Here is a 22,463-nt window from a genome sequence, read left to right on the forward strand (position 1 = left end):
CCTGTGGTTTTGCCTTAAACGCTCCGACCCCAAGTCGGAGCGTTTTTCATTTCGGGCCGATGTCCTGAAAAGCAGTTGTAAAACAGTGTTTATCGGGGCACGAGAGCCCGCCTGGCCGGCGTGTCGGGGATATCCCGCATGCTAAAATCAGCCGCTTCATTCCTTATTCAGTCACTGATGCAATGAACATCGTGATCCTCGCGGCAGGCATGGGCAAACGCATGCACTCCGCGCTGCCGAAAGTGCTCCATCCGCTCGCCGGCAAGCCGCTCCTCTCGCACGTTATCGATACTGCCCGCACGCTGTCGCCCACCCGACTCGTCGTCGTGGTCGGCCATGGCGGCGAAGCCGTGCGCGAAGCCGTTGGCGCGCCCGACGTCCAGTTCGCGCTGCAGGCGCAGCAGCTCGGCACGGGCCACGCGCTCGCGCAGGCGCTGCCGCTGCTCGACGCGAACGTGCCCACGCTTGTGCTCTACGGCGACGTGCCGCTCACGCGCGCTTCCACGCTCGAGCGTCTGGTCGATACCGCGGGTGAGAACGGCTACGGCATCTTGACCGTCGCGCTCGACGACCCGACTGGCTACGGCCGCATCGTGCGCGACGCGGCGGGCCAGGTCGAGCGCATCGTCGAGCAGAAAGACGCGAACGAAGCCCAGCGCAAGATCGCCGAGATCAACACCGGCATCGTCGTGACGCCTACCGCGCCGCTCGCGGGCTGGCTTGCGGCGCTCAGGAACGACAACGCGCAGGGCGAGTACTACCTCACCGATGTCGTGGAAGCCGCAATCGCCGCCGGTCATCCGGCCGTGACCGCGCAGCCCGACGACGAATGGGAAACGCTCGGCGTGAACAGCAAGCAGCAGCTTGCCGAACTCGAGCGCGTGCATCAGCGCACGCTGGCCGAGGCGCTGCTCGTGGCGGGTGTCACGCTCGCGGACCCGGCGCGCATCGACGTGCGCGGCTCGCTTAAATGCGGGCGCGACGTGTTCATCGACGTGAACTGCGTGTTCGAAGGCGAGGTGACGCTGGCGGACAACGTGAGCGTGGGCCCGAACTGCGTGATTCGCAGCGCGTCGATCGGCGCGGGCACGCGCGTGGACGCCTACACGCACATCGAAAACGCCGCGGTTGGCGCGAACGCGGTGCTAGGTCCCTATGCGCGGCTGCGCCCCGGCGCGAAGCTCGCCGACGACGTGCACGTGGGCAACTTTGTCGAAGTGAAGAACGCGAACATCGGCGTGGGCTCGAAGGCGAATCACCTGAGCTACGTCGGCGACGCCGACGTGGGCGCGGGCGTGAACATCGGCGCGGGCACCATCACCTGCAACTACGACGGCGCGAACAAGCACCGCACGATCATCGAGGACAACGTGTTCGTGGGTTCGGATACGCAGCTCGTCGCGCCCGTGCGCGTGGGCCGCGGCGTGACCATCGCAGCGGGCACGACGGTGTGGAAGGACGTGCCTGAAGCCACGCTCGTGCTCAACGAGAAAACGCAGATCGCGAAAACCGGCTACGTTCGGCCGGTCAAGAAAAAGAACTGAACGGTTGAAACCCGGCGCCGCTCGCGTGAAAACGCGCGGCGCCCACGCCTCTCATTGCAAAGGATCGAATCCATGTGCGGCATCGTCGGCGCGGTTGCGCAACGTAATATCGTTCCCGTCCTGATCGAAGGACTGCGGCGCCTCGAATATCGCGGCTACGACTCGTGCGGCGTGGCCGTCGTGACGGCCGACGGCCCGCAGCGCGTGCGCAGCGTCGCCCGCGTGGCCGAACTCGACGAGCAGGTTAGCGAGGCTCACTTCGAAGGCGTGACCGGCATCGCGCATACGCGGTGGGCGACGCACGGCGCGCCCACGGTGAACAACGCACACCCGATCTTCTCGCGCGACACGCTCGCGATCGTGCACAACGGCATCATCGAGAACTACGAGTCGCTGCGCGAAATGCTGCGCGCGAAGGGCTACGAGTTCGTTTCGCAAACCGACACCGAAGTCATCGCCCACCTGATCCACAGCCTGTACCAAGGCGACCTGTTCGCCGCCGTGCGCGCGGCCGTGCAGCAGCTCGCGGGCGCGTATGCGATCGGCGTGGTGCACAAGAGCCAGCCGCATACGGTGGTCGGCGCGCGCGCCGGTTCGCCGCTCGTGGTGGGCTATGGCAAGGGTGAGAACTTCATCGCGTCGGACGGCCTCGCCATTGCGGGCAGCGCCGAGCACATCAGTTATCTGGAAGAAGGCGATGTGTGTGAGATCACGCTGGAAGGCGTGCGCATTGCCGATCGCGCGGGCAACATCGTGACGCGCGAAGTGCGCGACGTGCAGGCCTATGGCGCATACGGCGGCGCGGTCGATCTCGGCCCGTATCGCCACTACATGCAGAAGGAAATCTTCGAGCAGCCGCGCGCGATCTCGGACACGATTCCCGCCACCGACGCGTTCACGCCCGATCTGTTCGGCGACAACGCGGGCGAGGTGTTCAAGGGCATCGACAGCATCCTGGTTCTCGCGTGCGGCACGAGCTATTACGCGGGCCTCACGGCGAAGTACTGGCTCGAGTCGGTGGCGAAGATCCGCACCGATGTCGAGATCGCGAGCGAATACCGCTATCGCGAGTCGGTGCCGAATCCGCGCGCGCTCGTCGTGACGATCTCGCAGTCGGGCGAAACCGCCGACACGCTCGCCGCGCTCAAGCACGCGCAGTCGCTCGGCATGGAACACACGCTCGCGGTGTGCAACGTGGCGACGAGCGCGATGGTGCGCCTCACTGAACTCAAGTTCCTCACGCACGCGGGGCGCGAGATTGGCGTGGCGTCGACGAAGGCCTTCACCACGCAGCTCGTTGGCCTCTTCATTCTTGCCGTCACGCTCGGTAAGCTGCGCGGTCACGTGAATGCCGAGCAGGAAGCCGCGCATCTGAAACTGCTGCGCCACCTGCCGGCCGCGCTCAACGGCGTGCTCGCGCTGGAGCCGCAGATCATCGCGTGGTCGGAAGAGTTCGCGCGCAAGGAAAACGCGCTGTTCCTCGGGCGCGGGCTGCACTACCCGATCGCGCTCGAAGGCGCGCTCAAGCTCAAGGAAATCTCGTACATCCACGCCGAGGCGTATCCGGCAGGCGAGCTCAAGCACGGACCGCTGGCGCTCGTGACCGAGGCGATGCCCGTGGTGACGGTGGCGCCCAACGACGCGCTGCTCGAAAAGCTCAAGTCGAACATGCAGGAAGTGCGCGCGCGCGGCGGCCAGCTTTATGTGTTCGCCGATGCCGACACGCACATCACGAGCGAAGACGGCATTCACGTGATTCGCATGCCGGAGCACTACGGGCTGCTTTCGCCGATCCTGCACGTCGTGCCGCTGCAACTGCTCGCGTATCACACGGCGTGCGTGCGCGGCACCGATGTGGACAAGCCGCGTAACCTCGCGAAGTCGGTGACGGTGGAGTGAGGTTTATCGCGCGCTGATTGTGCTTGTTTGTGCTTGTTGAAAAAGGGATGCCACTACGGCATCCCTTTTTTGTTTCGTCGATCGCAGCAGGAGCCGTTGAGAGGCCGCACAGGCGGCTGCCGTGGTTCGCCGCGCCCGCCAGGATGCTCTGACGCCCTGGGACGCCTCAGAGGCAGCGTAGTGCGCTCGTTGAGACCGTGAGTGCAATCGCCATTGCGTCCCTCAGCCGAAACGCTGCTGTAAGGTCATAATGTCGCCGTTCGATCAAGGAGGCGAAAGTGGCAAACGTGGCGCAACCCCGGCAACCTGGGCAGTCCGGCAGACTCCCCCGCCTGTTCGTGTTTTCCGGCGCAGGGCTCTCGGCGGAGAGCGGCATTTCGACGTTCCGCACCGGCGACGGCATCTGGTCCCACGCGAGCATCGACGAGGTTTGCAACTACCTCACGTGGCGCCGCAACCGACCCGCGGTTTTCCGTTTCTACAACCAACGCATTGCCGAATGCAGCGACGCGCGTCCGAACGCCGCCCACGAGTTGCTCGCGAAGTGGCAGGACAGCTGGGGCACGGAGCGCGTGCATCTCGTCACGCAGAACATCGACGACATGCTCGAGCAGGCCGGCGCGCGTCAGGTCACGCATCTGCACGGCGACATGATTTCGCTTCTGTGCACCGACTGCGACTATCGCTTCCCGACCTCCGGCCGGGCGCTCGATCCCCAGGCCGCCTGTCCGTCGTGCGGGCAGGTGGAGGGCGTGAAGCCGGGCGTGGTGTTCTTCAACGAGGCCGCGCCCGAGTACGAGACGCTCTGGCGCATTCAGCGCGACATGACACCTGACGATCTTTTCATCGCCGTAGGGACGGCGTTCGAGGTGATCCCGCCCGAGCGGCTCCTGCCGCCGGAGCGTTGCGGGCATTACGCGCGCAATTTTCTCGTCGATCCGGCGCCGCGCCGCACGGAATGCTTTGGCGTTGTCGAAGCCAAGCCCGCGACCATCGGTTTGGTCCATCTCGAGCCGACTATCGAGCAAATAATGGCGGGCGGCTAACGCCCACGTTGTACTCACGCGATGCATTCAGCAAGGGCGTGCCTCCTCGGGAGGCACGCCCTTTTTCATGTGCGCATGCGTGCGACACTCGCTTTTTCCCTTTTCATCTCCTGGTGCCATGAACATTACGAAGCAGATCGCCGGCTATCTGATGTCGCGCTCGCTCGTGCTCGTGAGCGTCGAGACCTGCACGGCGGGTGCGATCGGCTCGATGATGGCCGACCAGCGCGGGACTTCAGGTTGTCTCGATCTCGGTTACGTGGCGCATTCAGCAGCGGCGCTTGCGGCGCTGCCCGGCGTGAATACGCAGACGATCGCGCGTCACGGACTCGTTAGCGAGGCGGTCGCGCGCGAAACGGCCGAGGGCGCGCTTGCGCGCAGCGCAGGACGCGCGAGCGTTGCGTTGGCGAGCGTCGGCTGGCTTGCCAATGAAGACCACGAGCCAGGTGTGGCCGTGACGCATTGCCTCGCATGGGCGTGCAGCGAAGGCGGCCGCGTGCATAGCGCGGGCGAGACAGTGCGTCTTTCCGGTAGACGCAGCGAGATCCGCAGATCGATCGCGCGGATCGCCTTGCTCGGCTTGCCGCAATTCGTCGATGGTGTTTTCGCGCGCGAATAAACGCGAAGCGCAATGACCTGCGCGAATGCGCAGCACGCGAGCGCAGCGAGCGTCGCGGCTTTCCCCATAGTCTTTTCAGTATTTATATTTATAAGTAGTAGCAGTTAACAAGTCCTGGCATTAACTGTGGACAACCGGGAAATTACCTGTTGGCTCATACCGATGCGAAACGGATAGCCATGCGGACAAAACATGTACGCGTTGCGAGCTCCTGGGATAACTTTTCAGGCCGCAACGCCAGGTGCGTAGTTATCAAGAAGTGGTCCACAGGTCGTTCGCCAGGTCGTCCCCAGGTTGTCCAGAGGTGGACGTGGATAACCTGGCCCGGCGCGGCGCAATCACGCGTTATCCACACGAAAAAAAATGGCGCCGCCTGTTAGCGACGCCATTCGTCAAAAAGAACTGTAGAGCGCGATATCAACGCCGCAAAACTATGGCGCGTTTTACGCTGTTTCGACAGGCTTCACTGTTGTGCGCTGCCGGGCGCGCTGGCGCGCTTGCCAGGCTGGCAGCAGCTGGCAGGCGAGCAAGCCGGCGAGCATGAGCGCGCAGCCGGCGAGTGCGCGCGGCGTGAGCGTTTCGCCGAGTGCGGCCCAGCCCGCGAGCGCGGCGAATACGCCTTCCATGCTGAAGATCACGGCGGCGTGCGCGGGCGCGGCGTCACGCTGCGCGACGACCTGCAGCGTATAACCGATGCCCACCGAAAGCGCGCCGCCATAGAGGATAGTGGGCGCGGCGCGCACGATGTCGGCCGCGCGCAGCGGTTCGCACACGAGTCCGATCGCGAGACACACCACGCCGCAGGCGACGAACTGAACGATCGAGAGCGCGAGCGGGTCGTGCCGCGGCGCGTAGTGGCCCACGAGCATGACCTGGATCGAGATCACGAGTGCGCAGCCGAGCTGGAACCAGTCGCCGTACATCACCGAAAAATGCTCGTTGATGCTGAGGAAGTAGAGCCCAACCGCAGCGAGCGCAGCGCCGACCCATGTGCCGATGCCCGTGCGATGACGCAGCAGCACGCCAAGTATCGGCACGATCACGACATAGAGCGAACTGATGAAGCCGGCGTTGGCGATTTTCGTGTAGCCGAGCCCGATCTGTTGAAGCGAAATAGCGACGGCCAGCACGAGGCCGAGCACGGTGCCCGAGCGCACCAGCGCACCGTTGAAGAGCGCCGGGGCCGGCGCGTTGCCGCGGCCAGCAGCCGGGCGGCCACCGGCGCGGCCGCGTGCCAGCAAGAAGCAGGCGACGACGCCGGCGCCCAGCAGGAAGCGCAGGCCGGTAAACAGGAACGGGCCGATGGCGTCGAGGCTCAGTCGCTGGGCGACGAAGGCCGAGCCCCAGATGAGGGCGGCGATCAGCATGAGCAGATTGGCGCGCAGGTGGCGGCGGGTAGCGGATTGCAAGCGGAGATCTCTTTTCGCGGGGAACGGGCGCGACAGCGTTTTCGACGGTTGGCGCCAATGGCGCGCGGTGTCCTGTTGCGCAAGGGGCGGATTGCCCATTTTTTCGCGATTGCATCTGAGTCGGGCGGTAATCTGGCCCGAATTCGTGCGGGGCAGGCCGATTCAGCGTATTACGTGAAAAGACAACGAACTTCCGGAAAACGAACGCGTAAATGGCGATCGTATCCGAATTGAAAGGGAATTGTCTCCCGGAAAATACACCCGGGCATTAGCGGATGACAAACGCCCTACGCTGCGTAATACTGCTTCGCGCGAAACGCCCGCCCAGATCGGCAAGCGGATCGTTTCGCGTTTTCCAGCTGTTCTAATTCACAACGTGCCGGTCATTATTTGTCAGGTTTGGGGAACAACAGATGAAAAAGATTCTCGCCTCGCTCATCGCAGCATCGTTCGCACTGGTTACGGCTCACGCATTCGCACAAGACGCTTCGGCTCCGGCTGCAACCGCACCGGCAGCTAGCGCACCGGCCAAGGCCAAGAAGCAGCACAAGCAACTGAAGCACCACGGCAAGCGCGCCGCTGTGTCGGAAGGCGCATCGGCTGCGGGTACGGCAGACAAGGGCCAAGCTAACTAAAGCGCCTTTCAGCCATAAAAAAGCCAGAGCATTTGCTCTGGCTTTTTTTTTGCGCGCTCGCCGCAGGGGGGCGTTCAGGACGCTTCGCTTGCGAGCCCGGCTTCCAGCAATTCGGTGAGCAGGCCGTTCACGCCGCCGGGGTGGCCCTCGGCGCGAGCCTTCAGCTTCTCGACGAGATCGGCGTTGAGCTTGCACGCAAACGGCACGAGCCCCTGCGCCTGGTCCAGCTTGCGCTGTTCGCGGCGGTCCAGCGCCGGCTGCGCCGAACCCTTGCCAAAGCGGTCGGGTCCGTTCTTGTGCGTTGCTTGCATTAGTTTCAGCGCCTTGTTCTTCTCAAGGTCGGTTTTCTTCATGGCCATATGTCGTGCTCCGGTGTTGGGCGGTGGCGCGCATTGTACGCAAACGCCTGCGTGAGTCCATTGCGGTTACGTGCCTCTTGAGCGCCTTTGGGCCGCATCGAGTACCCGTGAATACCACTACGCGCTGCCGCCGCGATCCGGCCCTTCATGGCCGTTGTGCCGATTGTGCCCGTCGTGCCCGTCGTGCCCGTCGTGTGCCGCGTGCGCGTCGTCCGCGGGGCGCGTGAGGCCGTCGATCAGCGTGCGCATGCGCTGCCAGTGCGAGCCTTCCCAGAACACCCGCTGGCACACGTCGCAGGTCACAAAGCGCGTTTGCCGGTCGTAGACGCCCGCGGGCACGCGCTCGCGGACCGCGGCGCGCTCGATGGGCCGCAGCGGCGCGTTGCACAGGAGGCAGAGCCGGAACGGCCGCGCGCTCGCCGCGAGGTCGAGCCGCTCGAAAATCTCGTGGACCTGGGCGCGCGGCTTGAGCGCACGCACGTAGCAGCCGTGCGTGATGCTGCGCCGCTTGAGCAGTTCGCGGTCGCGCGTGAGCACGATGCGATGCTCGGCGGCGGCGAGCGCCTCGATCTCGTCGTCGGGGAAGTGGTTGTCGTAGAGCGTATCGAAACCCGCTAGCCGCAGGAGTTGCGCGAGGCCGCCAAGATGGGCGTCGGCGACAAAGCGCAGTTCGCGCAGCGGCGCATCGCGCACGCGCAGCAGCGGGCGGATGTCGAGCGCTTCGAACTTCGGGTAGACGGCCACGCGGTCGCCATCTGCGAGCGGATGATCGAATCCCACCGATTCGCCGTTCACGAGGATCAATTCGACTTCGGTATGCGGCACGCCGAGCGCTTCGATCATGTGTTTCGCCGTGGCATTGCGCGCGCAGGCGCAACTAAACGCACGCCGGCGCAGCGGCCGCGCAAGAAAGTCGTTCAGCTCCTCATAAAAGCGAAAGGTGGCGGTGACCATGCAAAGTAGTATCGCACCGCCTGCCGGAGCGCGTGCGTGCGTTCGCGCGGCGTGAGTAGCCGCCTGCAGCGCGGCCCGTGTTGTGCTGTACTGCACCTTTGCGCGGGTTTCCCCTTGTTTTTCATGGAAGGAGCAGGCGATGGACATCGGTTTTATCGGTCTTGGCGAAATGGGCGGCGCGATAGTCGGCAATCTGCTGAAGGCGGGCCACACGGTGCGCGTGTGGAATCGCACGGCTGCGAAGGCGCAGGCGCTTGCCGACGCGGGCGCGCGCATCGTCGCCACGCCGGGCGAGGCCTTCGCGGGTGACGCCGTGCTCTCGATGCTCGCCGACGACGCCGCGCTGCGCGAGGTCATCGACTCGGCGCTGCTCGATCGCGCACAGCCCGGCCTCGTGCACGTGAACATGGCGACCATTTCCGTCGAACTGGCCGAAACGCTGGCGCATGCCCATGCCGGGCGCGGTTTGCACTACGTGGCGGCGCCGGTGCTCGGGCGCCCGGACGCCGCGCAGGCGGCGAAACTCACGATCATGGCGGCTGGGGCGACCGAGGCGATCGACCGCGTACAGCCGCTGTTCGACGTGATCGGTCAGAAAACATGGCGCGTGGGCGCCGTCCCTCAGCAGGCGAACGTGATGAAGCTCGCCGCGAACTTCATGCTCGCTGCGGCGGTCGAGTCGCTCGGCGAGGCGGCGGCGCTGCTCGACGGCTACGGCGTCGCGATGCGCGACTTCCTCGACGTCGTGACAGGCGGCCCGTTTCCGGGCCCAGTGTATGCGGGCTACGGCGGCATGATCGCGCAGCGGCGCTACGAGCCCGCGCTCTTCAAGGCGCGCCTTGGCCTGAAGGACGTGCGGCTCGCACTGGCCGCCGCGGACGCCGCCGCGACGCCGATGCCGCTCGCGAGCGTGCTGCGCGACAGCCTGCTCGAAGCCGTGGCGCACGGCGACGGCGAGCGCGATTTCGCCGTGCTCGGCAAGGTGGCTGCGCGGCGCGCGGGCCGTGGTTGACGAGACTGCGTGAATATCGGGGTGCAATGAGGTCCGGCGAACGTTCGCGGGCGTTTTGCGATCAAAATCTTCAGACGACCGCGCGGTGACGCACAAAGTCCTGTCGGCCGGCTGAGCACAATGTGGCGCATCTTGACGGACGGCGGCCGGGTTTGCGGCGCCGCCCGCGAAGTGGGGCGGGGAACCGATGACGACGACAGGGCGCGCACCGGATCGAACGGGAGATCCGGCTGCGAGGCCAATTTCAGGGTAGGAGAACGGCGGATGGAGACGCGCATCCTGATCGCCGACAACGACGAGAAGTCGCTGGACGGGCTCAGCACCTTGCTGACCGATCTTGGCTACGACGTATCTGCGGCTCGCACGCTCGACGAAGCGTTCGATCTTGCGGCGCGCGGTGCGCCCAATGTGGCGATCGTGGCGCTTTCGCTCGTGCAGGACGAGCCCGGAACGATCGTGCGGCAATTGCGCGCGGTTAGCGGCGAGCGCGCGCCGCTGCTGATCGCGCTCGCGGGCTGGGGCGAGTCGCGCCACCGCGACGAGGCGCTCGCAGCAGGCTTCGATGTGCACCTCGTGCGGCCTGTGGGGCTCGATCAGTTGATGTTCATCCTGTCCATGACAGGACAATGACGAATATGTTGTTGTGACGCAACATTCAGGGTGCGCACTACTTTACATGTTGCATTGCATCACGCTAGTCGATATACTGCTTCTTGTCTCCTCCATGTCTCCTCTGATATGGATTCAGCCCGCCAAACATTGGCGGGCTTTTTTTCGTCTGCAGGTTTTGCATCGACGCAAAACATGGGACGTAAAAAAACCGGCTCACTGAGCCGGTTTTTTGTTTGCGCTGGAAACCGCGCGTGCTTCAGGCATGCAGGCCGGTATTCTCGGCCGCGCCGATCGCGAGATTCATGCACTGGATCGCCGCGCCCGATGCGCCCTTGCCGAGGTTGTCGAGGCGCGCAACGGTCACGAACTGCTCGTCGTTGCCGAATACGAACAGGTCCACGCGGTTCGTGTCGTTGTTCGCCTGAACGTCGAACATGCCGGCGTCGAGGTTTTCGTCGGCGTTGAAGGGCGCCACGCGCACGAATGGCTCACCCGCATAGTACTCGGCGAAGAGCGCCTGCACGTCCTGGGGCTTTGCGCCGCGCGTGAGCTGCTTCGGCGAAAAATAGGTTGTGACCGCAAGGCCCTTGTAGAACGGCCCCACGATCGGCGTGAACACCGGCGCCGACTTCAGGCCGCCGTGCACCGACATTTCCGGCAGATGCTTGTGCGTGAGGCCGAGCGCGTAGGGGCGCGGGCTCGCGAGCTTTGCGTTGCCGCCCGCTTCGTACTCCGCAATCATTTTCTTGCCGCCGCCGCTGTAGCCGGTGAGCGAGTAGCTGTGCGCGGCGAATTCCGGCGCGACGAGGCCGGCTTCGACGAGCGGGCGCATGGCCAGGATGAACGCCGAAGCGTGGCAGCCCGGCACCGCGATGCGCTTCGATTGGCGCACCTTGTCGCGCTGGGCTTTCGTCAGCTCGGGCAGGCCGTACGCCCAGTCGGCCTGGGTGCGAAACGCCGTGCTCGCGTCGATGAGGACGGTGCGGTCGTTTTCGACGAGCGAGGCCGACTCGCGCGAGGCGACGTCGGGCAGGCACAGGAACGTCACGTCCGAAGCGTTGATGAGACGGCGGCGTTCCTCGACGTCCTTACGCTTCGCGTCGTCGATACGCAGGATCTCGACGTCGGTGCGCGGCGACAGGTATTCAAAAATCTTCAGGCCGGTCGTGCCTTCCTGTCCGTCGACAAAAACTTTCGTGCTCATCTCAGTCTCTCTGAACGCGGGGAATTGCGGGGCGCCATCACCCGGGGCGGCGCTGGAACGGTATTTTAAGACGTCATGCCGCCACACGTGTGACGGCGCCTGGAAAAAAATCGGGGCTTACCCGGGGCTCACCCGGCGTGGGCCCATAAGGCAGAGGTTCAGGCGTTCGCTGCGCGGCCGGCCAGCCAGCGCCCGGTCACAGCGGCAACACGCACGCCGAAGGCGCGCGCCGTTTCGAGGTCGCCTGCGGGCGGCGCTTCGTCCGGCGAGGCGTCGGCCGGCGACTGCGCGAGCAGCCCGGTGAAGCCGCCCACGAAGTTCACGTCGTTGCGCGTGGCGGCCTTCGTGTTGGCGGGCATCATGCCGGTACCGGTCCAGACCATGCCATGCTGCATCGCCAGCGTGACGAAATACTGGATGGTCGAAAACTTGTCGCCATTCATGGTCGCCGAATTGGTGAAGCCCGCAGCGATCTTGTCCTTCCACTTTTGCGTGAACCATGCCTTCGAACTCGCGTCTGCAAACTTCTTGAAGTCGGCGGACGGTCCGCCCATGTAGGTGGGCGCGCCGAACACGATCGCGTCGGCGGCGTCGAGCGCCGCCCAGCCCGCATCGTCGATCTCGTTCACGGCGATCATCGTTGCGTCGGCACCTGCGCCTTGCAGCCCCACCAGTACGTTTTCCGCTAGTTTCTTCGTGTGGCCGTAGCCGCTGTGATACGCAATGACGATCCGGGACATGGGCAACTCCATTCAAGGGGTGGGGACGATGCGCAGCGCTCCAACCCGCGCGTCGCTGAAACGGAACGCATCATCTTAAACAGTTCCGTGCTGCAGCATCCGTCGCATGGCGCATCGGCTGCGAGCCGCACACAGCCGCTCCCGGTCAGCGGCCGTACGTCACCGTGATTTGCGCGCTTGCGAGCGTCGAGCCGCGAATCTCGCGATCGAATAGCGCCGCGGGGCGGCCTTGCGCGAGCGGGAGCGTATCGATGTTCAGTGCGTAGACGGTGACGACATAGCGATGGGGGTTGCCCGGCGGCGGGCACGGTCCCCCATAGCCGTCGACGTTGAAGTCGTTGCGGGCCTCGATCGCGCCGAGCTTGTGTAGCGCGCCCGAAGCACTGGCGTTCTCCGGCAGGCTCGTCACGCTTGCGGGGATATTCGCGACGGCCCAGTGCCACCAGCCGCGCCCTGGTGCGTCGCGATCGAAGATCGTAATGGCGAAACTGCGCGTAGTTGCAGGAGCATTGCGCCAGGTCAAGCTTGGCGATTGGTTCGGCCCCTTGCAGCCTGCATCGTTGAAAATCTGGCGTGGTCCGATTTTTCCGCCGTCACTGAAGTCGGCGCTCGATATGATGAAACTTTCGCCTGCGTAGGCTAGGTTGGCGATCGTAACGGCGCTCGCCATGGCGAGCCACTTGAATACGCCTGAGCGGCGCGCGCAACCTGGCTCAAAGTCATAGGGAGTACGCATCAGCGAGTTCTCCTGTATGTTTGTGAAATTCGGGCCACGTAGTCCTGAAGGAAAGGTTTGATTTGTTCCCTAGTCCGAATTTGATTCAATATAGCGGTATAAACGAGCGAGCTTTCGCCTGCGCGCGTACAGAATGAGCGGGAGGATTCCGCTATAGTCATATATTCTCCTGCTTGGGCACGTGAAGCCGTCGGGCGCCAGCAACAAGAAGCGAACTATGGGATGGCCTCGCGCCGGAGAGAGAAGCAGGTTTGCCTACAGGGAGGGGTAATGCAGCAACCAATCAGGGTCGTAGTCGCCGACGATCATCCGGTGATCTTGTTTGGTGCGGAACATGCACTGCTCAATTTTCCTGGGATCCAGGTCGTTGGCCGCGCTCGTCAGTCCACGGAACTCGTCAAGGCGCTACAAACGGTTCCCTGCGACGTGCTGGTCACCGACCTTGCCATGCCGGGCGGTCAGTACGGCGACGGCTTGCCGCTCATCGGCTACCTGCGGCGCAACTTCCCGAATGTTCCCATCGTTGTCCTGACGATGCTCGAAAATGCCGCGCTGCTCAAACGCCTGGGCGAGCTAGGCGTGATCGCGGTGGTGCACAAGTCCGACGACCTAAGCCACATTGGCCTCGCGGTCCAGCATGTGAGTCGCAATCTCGAATATATGAGCCCGCAGGTAAAGGTTGCGCTCGATCAATTGCGCATCAATAGCGGCGGGAAAACCGATGAAGTGATTCTCTCAAAGCGAGAACTCGAAGTCGTACGACTCTTTGTTTCGGGTATGACGATTAAGGAAATATCCGAGAAACTGAGCCGAAGCATTAAGACCATCAGTACTCAAAAAAATACGGCGATGCGCAAGCTCGGACTCGATCGAGATTCCGAACTTTTCCAGTACGCGCAGAGCAATGGTTTGCTGAATCTCTCATCGCACGCGCCCGATGTGCCTGACGAGGGCGGTGAGGCACACGCGGCGCATTGAACCCGCAGCGCGGCCCCGGCCAGAAAAAAAGGCCATCTGCCCCATGAGGCAGATGGCCTTTTTGCTATGCGCTCGAACTTGCGCGGCGAGTGCGCTTACTGCGGTGCCGACGTTGCGCCGCCGTGCGCCGCCGACCACTCAGCCGGTGCGTGCAGGAATTTCTCGACTTCGTCGAGCGTCTTCGTTTCGAAGTAGCCCGATTGCTTGGCGACGCGCAGCACGTCCCACCACGTAGCGAGTGCGTGCAGGTCGACGTCGATGTCCTTCAGGACCGAGACGCTTTCCTTGAAGATGTTGTAGTGAAACAGCACGAAGCAGTGGTTCACCTGCGCGCCGGCCGTGCGCAGCGCGTTGATGAAGTTGATCTTGCTGCGGCTGTCGGTGGTCAGGTCTTCGACGAGCAGCACGCGCTGGCCTTCGGTGAGCAGACCTTCGATCTGCGCATTGCGGCCGAAACCCTTCGGCTTCTTGCGCACGTACTGCATGGGCACCATCAGGCGGTCGGAGAGCCATGCCGCGAACGGGATGCCCGCGGTTTCGCCGCCGGCCACGGCGTCGATCTGCTCGTAGCCGACGTCGCGCAGGATCGTGGCTTCGGCCATTTCCATCAGGCCGCGGCGCACGCGCGGGTACGAGATCAGCTTGCGGCAGTCGATATAGACCGGGCTCGCCCAGCCGGAGGTGAAGATGAAGGGCTTTTCGGCGTTGAAGTGCACGGCCTTCACTTCGAGCAGCATTTTCGCGGTTGCGTCCGAGATCGTCTGGCGATCGTAGCCTGTCATGGGCGAATCCTTGGATATGAGTGCGGGAGGAGGGTGGGCGCGTGGCCCGGTGGCGCTGGCACGGCAGGCTCGAAGCGTGGCTTCGGCGCCTGCGGTGCGCGGCCCGGAGGCGTGGATCGTCTGACAACATCGGTCAGGACGACTCGCCCGGTCCGGACGGCTTCTCTTGCGCGCGTAGGCCGGTATTTTACCCGACTTGACGATCGCCGACGAGTTGCGATGGCAACTGCCGACAGTGATGTGGGGCGCGAACACCAGCGGCGCCGCGATGTTCGCGCCTTGCAGCGCGGTTGTGACGGCCCGGCCACGCCTTTACACTCACGCCGGTTTGCGTTCCCCGTCAGCGCACGTTTCTCAGGATTGCCCACATGACCGCCGTTTCTCCGCCCGGAGCCTCTGCCAACCCGGCCGCCACCCCGCGCGGCCACGCCTTGCGTGCGCTCGTCGCTTCGGTGCTCGGCTACGCCATGGACGGCTTCGATCTGCTGATGCTCGGCTTCATGCTGCCAGCGATCAGCGCCGATCTGCATCTTTCGGGCGCGCAGGCGGGCGCGCTCGTCACGTGGACGCTCGTCGGCGCGGTGGTGGGCGGCATCGTCTTCGGGCTTTTGAGCGACCACTACGGGCGCGTGCGCGTGCTCACGTGGACCATCCTGCTGTTCGCCGTCTTCACCGGCATGTGCGCGCTGGCGCGCGGCTACGGCGACCTGCTCGTCTACCGGACGATCGCGGGCATCGGGCTGGGCGGCGAATTCGGCATTGGCATGGCGCTCGTTGCCGAGGCGTGGCCCGCACACTTGCGCGCGCGGGCGTCGTCGTATGTCGGGCTCGGCTGGCAAGTGGGCGTGCTGGCCGCAGCGCTGCTCACGCCGCTGCTGCTCCCGCTGATCGGCTGGCGCGGCATGTTCGCCATCGGGCTGCTTCCGGCGGTCGTGTCGTTCGTGGTGCGCCGACGCGTGGAGGAGCCCGAGCTTTTCGTCGCGCATGCGCAGCGCGTGGCTGTCGCGGCGAAGGCCGAGCGCCCGCGCGCGCTGCGCATGCTCGTGGCCGATGCGCGCACTGCGCGCGCGAGCCTGGGCGTCGCCGTGCTGTGCTCGGTGCAGAACTTCGGCTACTACGGTCTGATGATCTGGCTGCCCGCCTACCTTTCGAAGTCCTTCGGCTATTCGCTCACGAAGTCGGGGCTCTGGACCGCGGCGACGGTTGCCGGCATGGCGCTCGGCATCTGGCTTTTCGGCATCGCAGCCGACCGGTTCGGCCGCCGGCCCGCCTTCCTGTTCTATCAAGCCGGCGCCGTAATCATGGTGTTCGTCTACGCGCAGCTTTCCACGCCGTTTGCGCTGCTGATCGGCGGCGCGGCGATGGGCGTGTTCGTCAACGGCATGATCGGCGGCTATGGCGCGCTCATTTCCGAGCTGTACCCGACCGCCGCGCGCGCCACCGCGCAGAACGTGCTGTTCAACATCGGCCGCGCCGTGGGCGGCTTCGGGCCGCTCGCCGTGGGCGCGCTGGCCGCGCGCTATTCCTTCACGGCGGCGCTCGGCATGCTCGCCGCCATCTACGGGCTCGATATCCTCGCGACCCTCTTCCTGATCCCCGAACGGCGCGGCGCGGCGCTCGACTAAGCACGGCGCATCGATCAGACGAAAGCGCTGCGCGCGGCCGCAGTATCGGCCCTGCGAATTCCCGGTATCAGTCTTTGACCCACGTGGACGCGAACGACGCCAGGTGTACACTAATCGGCCCTGCTGGAACGCTCGTGCCGCGCGAACCGGCGGGCCTACGACCATAAAAGATTCTCTCTCTCACGTCTCTCATGTCCAGGCAGGCCTGAAAATGGATGAACAACTGAAGCAAAGCGCGCTCGCGTATCACCAGAATCCGAAGCCCGGCAAGATCTCGGTCACGCCGACCAAACCGCTCTCCAACCAGCTCGATCTTTCGCTTGCGTACTCGCCGGGCGTCGCGGCGGCTTGCGAGGCGATCCACGCCGACCCGCTCGATGCGCAGAAGTACACCTCGCGCGCCAACCTCGTCGGCGTCGTGACGAACGGCACGGCCGTGCTCGGCCTTGGCAACATCGGCCCGCTCGCGGCCAAGCCGGTCATGGAAGGCAAGGGCTGCCTCTTCAAGAAGTTCGCAGGCATCGACGTCTTCGACATCGAACTCGACGAACTGGACCCGGACAAGCTGGTCGACGCCATCGCGATGCTCGAGCCCACGCTCGGCGGCATCAACCTCGAAGACATCAAGGCGCCCGAGTGCTTCTACATCGAGCAGAAGCTGCGCGAGCGCATGAAGATTCCCGTCTTCCACGACGACCAGCACGGCACGGCCATCATTGCATCCGCTGCGATCCTCAATGGCCTGAAGGTCGTGGGCAAGGAACTCGGCAGCGTGAAGCTCGTGTGCTCGGGTGCGGGCGCGGCGGCCATCGCGTGCCTGGACCTGCTCGTGAAGCTGGGTCTGAAGAAAGAGAACATCCTCGTCACCGACTCGAAGGGCGTGATCTACGAAGGTCGCGGCAACCTCGATCCGTCGAAGGCGCGCTATGCGGCCAACACCGAAGCGCGCACGCTTGGCGACGCGATCAAGGCGGCAGACGTGTTCCTCGGCTGCTCGAGCGCCGGCGTGCTCAAGCCCGAGATGGTCAAGGAAATGGGCGACAAGCCGCTGATCCTCGCACTCGCGAACCCGGAGCCGGAAATCCGCCCGGAAGAAGCGAAGAAGGTGCGCCCGGACGCGATCATCGCCACGGGCCGTTCGGACTATCCGAACCAGGTCAACAACGTGCTGTGCTTCCCGTTCATCTTCCGCGGCGCGCTGGACGTGGGCGCGACCACCATCACGGAAGAGATGAAGCTCGCGTGCGTGCGCGCGATCGCGGAACTCGCTGAAGAAACCGATCAGGGCGACGAAGTCGCGAAGGCCTACGAAGGCCACACGCTCGAATTCGGCCCGGAATACCTGATTCCGAAGCCGTTCGACCCGCGCCTCATCATCAAGATCGCGCCGGCCGTGGCGCAGGCCGCGATGGATTCGGGCGTGGCCACGCGCCCGATCCAGGACATGGATGCCTACCGCGAGCAGCTTGGTGCGACGGTCTACCGCTCGGGCATGGTCATGCGCCCCGTGTTCGCGGCGGCGAAGGCCAATTGCGCGCGCATTGTGTTTGCCGAAGGCGAAGACGAGCGCGTGCTGCGCGCCGCGCAGTTCGTGCTCAACGAGAAGATCGCCAAGCCGATCATCGTGGGCCGTCCGTCGGTCGTGGAAATGCGCCTGAAGAAGATGGGCTCGAAGCTGCGCCCGGGCACCGACTTCGAGATCGTCGATCCGGAAGACGATCCGCGCTTCCAGAAAAGCTGGCAGGCGTACCACGAACTCGGCGCGCGCCAGGGCATCACGCCTGACGTGGCGAAGGCTTCGGTGCGCAAGTTCAACACGCTGATCGGCGCGATTCTCGTGCATCTGGGCGACGCCGACGGCATGATCTGCGGCCTGCTAAACAGCTTCGACTATCACCTCAAGTTCGTCGATCAGGTGTTCGGCAAGGCGAAGGAAGCGCAGAACTACGCGGCGATGAACCTGCTGATGCTGCCGGGCCGCAACATCTTCATCAGCGACACCTACGTGAACGAAGTGCCGAGCGCCGAGCAACTCGCCGACATGACGATCCTCGCCTCGCGCGAAATCGAGAAGTTCGGCATTACGCCGAAGGTGGCGCTGCTTTCGTCGTCGAACTTCGGCAGCGTGCGTTCGTCGACGTCCCAGCGCATGCAGGCCGCGCGCGAGCTGATCGCCGCACGCGATCCACAGCTCGAAGTGGACGGCGAAATGCACGGCGACGCGGCGCTCTCCGAGCTGATCCGCAAGCAGTCGTTCCCGGGCACCACGCTCACGGGCGAAGCGAACCTGCTGATCATGCCGAACGTGGAAGCGGCCAACATCGCGTACAACCTGCTGAAGGTGATTGGCGGCGAAGGCGTGACGGTGGGCCCGTTCCTGCTGGGCGCTTCGAAGCCGGTGCACATCCTCACGCCGGCGGCGACCGTGCGACGCATCATCAACATGACGGCGGTAGCTTCGGCTAATGCGAACGTAGCGAAGGCGGCGGCGAAGTAAGCGCGCTTTCGGCAATCGCCTGATGTGAAAAGGGCGCTCCGCAGGGTGAATTGACCCCACGGAGCGCCCTTTGTTTTACGGCTTCAAGAAAGCATCAAGCCGCGTGCCGAGCCGCGCCGTTTTCCGGTGAACGCCACTTCGCAAGCAGCGTGGCCCACTTCGCGCGCGTAGCCTTGAGGTTGTTTTCCTTCACGTGGCCATAACCGCGAATTGCGTCGGGCAGATTCGCGAGCTCCACTGCGAGCGGCAGATTCGCCCCGCTCAATCCGCCGATCACTTCGCGCATCAGCGCCTCGTACTCGCCGATCAGCGCACGTTCGTGACGTCGTTCCTCGGTGTGGCCGAACGGATCGAGCGCCGTGCCACGCAGGAACTTGAGCTTCGCGAGCACGCGCATGGCGCTCAGCATGCGCGGACCGTACTGCTTCTTCAGCAGATGGCCCTTGTCGTCGTGCTTCGCGAACGAGGGCGGTGCGAGATGGAAGTTCACCTTCCAGTCGCCTTCGAAGCTCGCCTTGATCTTCTCGATGAACGCCGGGTCTGCATAAAGGCGCGCCACTTCGTACTCGTCCTTGTACGCCATCAGCTTGTGCAGGTTCTTGGCCACGGCCTCGGTGAGCGTGAACTGGCCGTCAGGGCGGTCGAGCTTGCCTTCGGCCGCGCGAACTTCCGCGACCAGCGCGCGATAGCGTGCGGCATACGCCTCGTTCTGATACGCGGCGAGATACTGCGCGCGCTTGTCGATGAGCGCGTCGAGCGCTTTCGGCGTATGCAGCGAGACAATCTTCGCGCCGGCAGCATCGGTGTTCTGCTCGGGCAGCGGCTTTTTCACGAGCTGATCCACCGCCGCGCGATCGTGCGCCACGCGCCGGCCCCATTCGAACGCCGCGAGATTCTTCTCGACCTGCACCGCGTTCAACTCGATCGCGCGCACGAGCGACTCGTGCGTGAGCGGCAGCCAGCCCTTTTGCCACGCGTAGCCGAGCACGAACGGGTTCGTGTAGATCGCGTCGCCGAGCAGCGCGAGCGCGTAGCGGTTCGCATCGACGGTCGCGACGTTGTCCGTGCCCGCTGCGGCGCGCACATCGGCTTCGGTGTTGGAGCCCGGGAACTGCCACTGCGGATTCTTGATGAATTCGGCGGTCGGCGTGGGCGCGCTGTTGAGCACGACGTGCGTCATACCTTCCTGCATGCGCGAAACGCAGTCGTCGCCCGCCGTCACGATGGCGTCGCAGCCGATCACGAGGTTCGCTTCGCCCATGGCGATACGCGTGGCGTGGATGTCGCCGGGCTGGTTGGCGATCTGCACATGGCTCATCACCGCGCCGCCCTTTTGCGCGAGGCCGGTCACGTCGAGCACGGTCACGCCCTTGGCTTCGAGGTGCGCGGCCATGCCGAGCAGCGCGCCGATCGTCACCACGCCAGTGCCGCCCACACCCGTCACGAGCACGCCGTAGGGGCGGCCGATCGCGGGCACGTCGGGCGTTGGCACACCCGGCATCGCGTCGTTCGCCACGCTGCTCGTCTTCGGCTTGCGCAACTGGCCGCCTTCTACCGTCACGAAGCTCGGGCAAAAGCCCTTCAGACACGAGAAGTCCTTGTTGCAGGTGGACTGGTTGATCTGACGCTTCGTGCCGTATTCGGTGTCGAGCGGCTCGACACTCAGGCAGTTCGACTGCACCGAGCAGTCGCCGCAGCCTTCGCACACGGCCTCGTTGATGACCACGCGCTTTGCCGGGTCCGGATACGTGCCGCGCTTGCGGCGGCGGCGCTTTTCGGTGGCGCAGGTCTGGTCGTAGATCAGGATCGTCGTGCCGGGAATCTCGCGCAACTCGCGCTGGATCGCATCGAGCTGATCGCGATGGTGAATCGTTACGCCCGGCGCGAGCTTCGTAGCGGGTTCACCTTCGTACTTCTCGGGTTCGTCGGTGACGATCGCGATCTTCGCCGCGCCCTCGGCGGCGACCTGATGCGTGATCTGCGGCACGGTGAGCGTGCCGTCCACGGGCTGTCCGCCCGTCATCGCCACCGCGTCGTTGTAGAGAATCTTGTAGGTGATGTTCGCCTTCGACGCGATCGCCGCGCGAATCGCGAGCAGCCCTGAGTGGAAGTAGGTGCCGTCGCCCAGGTTGGCGAACACGTGCTTGTCGTTCGTGAACGGCGCCTGGCCGACCCACGCCACGCCTTCGCCACCCATCTGGCTGAAGGTGCTCGTATTGCGGTCCATCCACACGGTCATGTAGTGGCAGCCGATCCCGGCCATCGCGCGCGAGCCCTCGGGCACGTTCGTCGATGTGTTGTGCGGGCAGCCGGAACAGAACCACGGCTTGCGCTCGGCTTGCACACGCGGTTTCGCGAGCGCCTTTTCCTTCGCTTCGATCACCGTCATGCGCGCCGCGATACGCGCGCGTACGTCGGAGGGCAACTCGAACTTTTCGAGCCGCGTGGAGATCGCTTTCGCGATGATCGCCGGCGACAGCTCGTAGTGCGCGGGCAGGAGCCAGTTGCCCATCGGCACTGACCATTCGCCGCCGGCGCCGTCCTTCTCGTCGAACTTGCCGTACACGCGCGGGCGCTGCGCATCGGGCCAGTTGTACAACTCTTCCTTGATCGCGTATTCAAGAATCTGACGCTTTTCCTCGACCACGAGAATTTCTTCGAGGCCTCGCGCGAAGGCGTGCGCGCCCTGCGCTTCGAGCGGCCACACACAGCCCACCTTGTAGAGCCGGATGCCGATGCGCGAGCAGGTTTCGTCGTCGAGACCGAGGTCGGTGAGCGCCTGGCGCACGTCGAGATACGCCTTGCCGCCGGTGATGATGCCAAAGCGCGCATGCGGCGAATCGATCTCGATGCGGTCGAGCTTGTTGGCGCGCACGTAGGCGAGCCCTGCGTACCACTTGTAGTCGAGCAGACGCGCTTCCTGCACGAGCGGCGGATCGGGCCAGCGGATGTTCAGGCCGCCTTCGGGCATCGCGAAGTCTTCGGGCAGGATGATGTTCGTGCGGTGCGGGTCGATCTCGACCGAAGCCGACGATTCGACCACGTCGGTCACGCATTTCATCGCGACCCAGAGGCCCGAATAGCGGCTCATCGCCCAGCCGTGCAGGCCGAAATCGAGATATTCCTGCACGTTCGACGGGAACAGCACCGGCAGGCCGCAGGCCTTGAAGAGGTGCTCCGACTGGTGCGCAAGCGTGGACGACTTGGCCGCGTGGTCGTCGCCGGCGAGCACGAGCACGCCGCCGTGAGGCGAGGAGCCTGCCGAGTTGCCGTGCTTGAACACGTCGCCGCTGCGGTCGACGCCGGGGCCCTTGCCGTACCACATCGAAAACACGCCATCGTATTTCGCGGACGGGTAGAGGTTCACCTGCTGCGAGCCCCAAACGGCGGTCGCGGCGAGGTCTTCGTTCACACCTGGCTGAAATACGATTTGATGCGCGGCGAGATGCTGCTTCGCCTTCCAGAGGGACTGATCGAGACCGCCGAGCGGCGAGCCACGATAGCCCGAGATGAACCCCGCGGTATTGAGACCGGCGGCCTTGTCGCGCTCCTGCTGCAGCATCGGCAGGCGGACCAGCGCCTGGATGCCGCTCATGTACGCGCGGCCGCGTTCGAGGGTGTATTTATCGTCGAGCGTGACGGAAGCGAGTGCGGCTTCGAGCGAAGCGCGCTGACCTGCGTCTAGCGGGGCATTCATTATGTGTCTTCCTCCATCCAACCAATCCGTTGTGGGATCGCCAGAACTTCAGGGCCTCGGCATCTTGTGAATGCGTTGGCCGGGGTCGCCATATTGGCTTCTTTCTTTCGATAGT

18 protein-coding genes are annotated in these 22,463 nt (G+C 64.5%); 10 read left to right on the plus strand and 8 right to left on the minus strand.

Annotated elements, in window-relative coordinates; translation table 11 throughout:
• Positions 1-182 precede the first annotated feature (182 nt).
• From glmU to U5A52_RS28845, 4 genes are all read left to right on the plus strand, one after another.
• Entirely contained in the window at positions 183-1,544 is a 1,362-nt protein-coding gene (gene glmU, locus U5A52_RS28830) for a bifunctional UDP-N-acetylglucosamine diphosphorylase/glucosamine-1-phosphate N-acetyltransferase GlmU (protein ID WP_321937105.1), read from the plus strand.
• Between the two features lie 72 nt (positions 1,545-1,616).
• A complete protein-coding gene (glmS, locus tag U5A52_RS28835) occupies positions 1,617-3,443 on the plus strand; it encodes a glutamine--fructose-6-phosphate transaminase (isomerizing) (RefSeq protein WP_321937106.1) in 1,827 nt (608 codons plus the stop codon).
• Between the two features lie 278 nt (positions 3,444-3,721).
• Positions 3,722-4,489, plus strand: a complete 768-nt coding sequence (locus U5A52_RS28840; protein ID WP_321937107.1) for an SIR2 family NAD-dependent protein deacylase — start codon at positions 3,722-3,724, stop codon at positions 4,487-4,489.
• A 118-nt stretch (positions 4,490-4,607) separates the two neighbouring features.
• The gene (locus tag U5A52_RS28845) at positions 4,608-5,108 is read left to right on the plus strand and encodes a CinA family protein (protein ID WP_321937109.1); all 501 of its coding nucleotides are present in this window, start codon (positions 4,608-4,610) and stop codon (positions 5,106-5,108) included.
• Positions 5,109-5,551: 443 nt separating this feature from the next.
• On the opposite strand, the gene U5A52_RS28850 is transcribed toward U5A52_RS28845, so the two are convergent.
• Positions 5,552-6,475 carry a DMT family transporter gene (locus U5A52_RS28850; protein ID WP_415774068.1) on the minus strand — a complete coding sequence of 308 codons (924 nt, stop codon included), beginning with the start codon at positions 6,473-6,475 and terminating at the stop codon, positions 5,552-5,554.
• 455 nt (positions 6,476-6,930) lie between these two features.
• Between U5A52_RS28850 and U5A52_RS28855 the strand changes: the two genes are divergently transcribed.
• Complete coding sequence (locus U5A52_RS28855; RefSeq protein ID WP_321915282.1) at positions 6,931-7,152, plus strand: hypothetical protein; 222 nt, start codon at positions 6,931-6,933, stop codon at positions 7,150-7,152.
• Between the two features lie 74 nt (positions 7,153-7,226).
• On the opposite strand, the gene U5A52_RS28860 is transcribed toward U5A52_RS28855, so the two are convergent.
• Together U5A52_RS28860 and U5A52_RS28865 are read right to left on the minus strand one after the other, a co-directional pair.
• On the minus strand, positions 7,227-7,511 hold the full coding sequence (locus U5A52_RS28860; RefSeq protein WP_321915281.1) for a hypothetical protein: 285 nt from the start codon (positions 7,509-7,511) through the stop codon (positions 7,227-7,229).
• Positions 7,512-7,628: 117 nt separating this feature from the next.
• Positions 7,629-8,465 carry a Mut7-C RNAse domain-containing protein gene (locus tag U5A52_RS28865; RefSeq protein ID WP_321937113.1) on the minus strand — a complete coding sequence of 279 codons (837 nt, stop codon included), beginning with the start codon at positions 8,463-8,465 and terminating at the stop codon, positions 7,629-7,631.
• Positions 8,466-8,604: 139 nt separating this feature from the next.
• Between U5A52_RS28865 and U5A52_RS28870 the strand changes: the two genes are divergently transcribed.
• Positions 8,605-9,477: an NAD(P)-dependent oxidoreductase gene (locus tag U5A52_RS28870; RefSeq protein ID WP_321937115.1), complete on the plus strand. Its 873-nt coding sequence runs from the start codon at positions 8,605-8,607 to the stop codon at positions 9,475-9,477.
• Positions 9,478-9,741: 264 nt separating this feature from the next.
• Positions 9,742-10,107 (plus strand): response regulator, encoded by a 366-nt coding sequence (locus tag U5A52_RS28875; RefSeq protein ID WP_321915278.1) that lies wholly within the window; start codon positions 9,742-9,744, stop codon positions 10,105-10,107.
• A gap of 238 nt (positions 10,108-10,345) precedes the next feature.
• On the opposite strand, the gene argC is transcribed toward U5A52_RS28875, so the two are convergent.
• From argC to U5A52_RS28890, 3 genes are all read right to left on the minus strand, one after another.
• A complete protein-coding gene (argC, locus tag U5A52_RS28880; protein WP_321915277.1) occupies positions 10,346-11,293 on the minus strand; it encodes an N-acetyl-gamma-glutamyl-phosphate reductase in 948 nt (315 codons plus the stop codon).
• Positions 11,294-11,451: 158 nt separating this feature from the next.
• Complete coding sequence (locus U5A52_RS28885) at positions 11,452-12,033, minus strand: flavodoxin family protein (RefSeq protein WP_321915276.1); 582 nt, start codon at positions 12,031-12,033, stop codon at positions 11,452-11,454.
• Positions 12,034-12,178: 145 nt separating this feature from the next.
• The gene (locus U5A52_RS28890) at positions 12,179-12,703 is read right to left on the minus strand and encodes a YbhB/YbcL family Raf kinase inhibitor-like protein (RefSeq protein ID WP_321937129.1); all 525 of its coding nucleotides are present in this window, start codon (positions 12,701-12,703) and stop codon (positions 12,179-12,181) included.
• A gap of 336 nt (positions 12,704-13,039) precedes the next feature.
• Here U5A52_RS28890 and U5A52_RS28895 point away from each other — a divergent pair, with 336 nt between their 5' ends.
• Entirely contained in the window at positions 13,040-13,747 is a 708-nt protein-coding gene (locus U5A52_RS28895) for a response regulator transcription factor (RefSeq protein WP_321915275.1), read from the plus strand.
• A 95-nt stretch (positions 13,748-13,842) separates the two neighbouring features.
• Here the strand turns inward: U5A52_RS28895 and U5A52_RS28900 are convergent, their stop codons facing one another.
• A complete protein-coding gene (locus U5A52_RS28900; protein WP_254318767.1) occupies positions 13,843-14,529 on the minus strand; it encodes an orotate phosphoribosyltransferase in 687 nt (228 codons plus the stop codon).
• 368 nt (positions 14,530-14,897) lie between these two features.
• Between U5A52_RS28900 and U5A52_RS28905 the strand changes: the two genes are divergently transcribed.
• Both U5A52_RS28905 and U5A52_RS28910 read left to right on the plus strand, forming a co-directional pair.
• Positions 14,898-16,154 (plus strand): MFS transporter, encoded by a 1,257-nt coding sequence (locus U5A52_RS28905; protein ID WP_321937116.1) that lies wholly within the window; start codon positions 14,898-14,900, stop codon positions 16,152-16,154.
• A 211-nt stretch (positions 16,155-16,365) separates the two neighbouring features.
• Positions 16,366-18,651 carry an NADP-dependent malic enzyme gene (locus tag U5A52_RS28910; RefSeq protein WP_321937117.1) on the plus strand — a complete coding sequence of 762 codons (2,286 nt, stop codon included), beginning with the start codon at positions 16,366-16,368 and terminating at the stop codon, positions 18,649-18,651.
• Between the two features lie 94 nt (positions 18,652-18,745).
• On the opposite strand, the gene U5A52_RS28915 is transcribed toward U5A52_RS28910, so the two are convergent.
• Positions 18,746-22,348, minus strand: coding sequence for an indolepyruvate ferredoxin oxidoreductase family protein (locus U5A52_RS28915; RefSeq protein ID WP_321937118.1), 3,603 nt, complete (start codon positions 22,346-22,348; stop codon positions 18,746-18,748).
• Positions 22,349-22,463 lie beyond the last annotated feature (115 nt).

This window comes from Paraburkholderia sp. J8-2, assembly GCF_905220195.1.
Classification (GTDB): Bacteria; Pseudomonadota; Gammaproteobacteria; order Burkholderiales; family Burkholderiaceae; genus Paraburkholderia.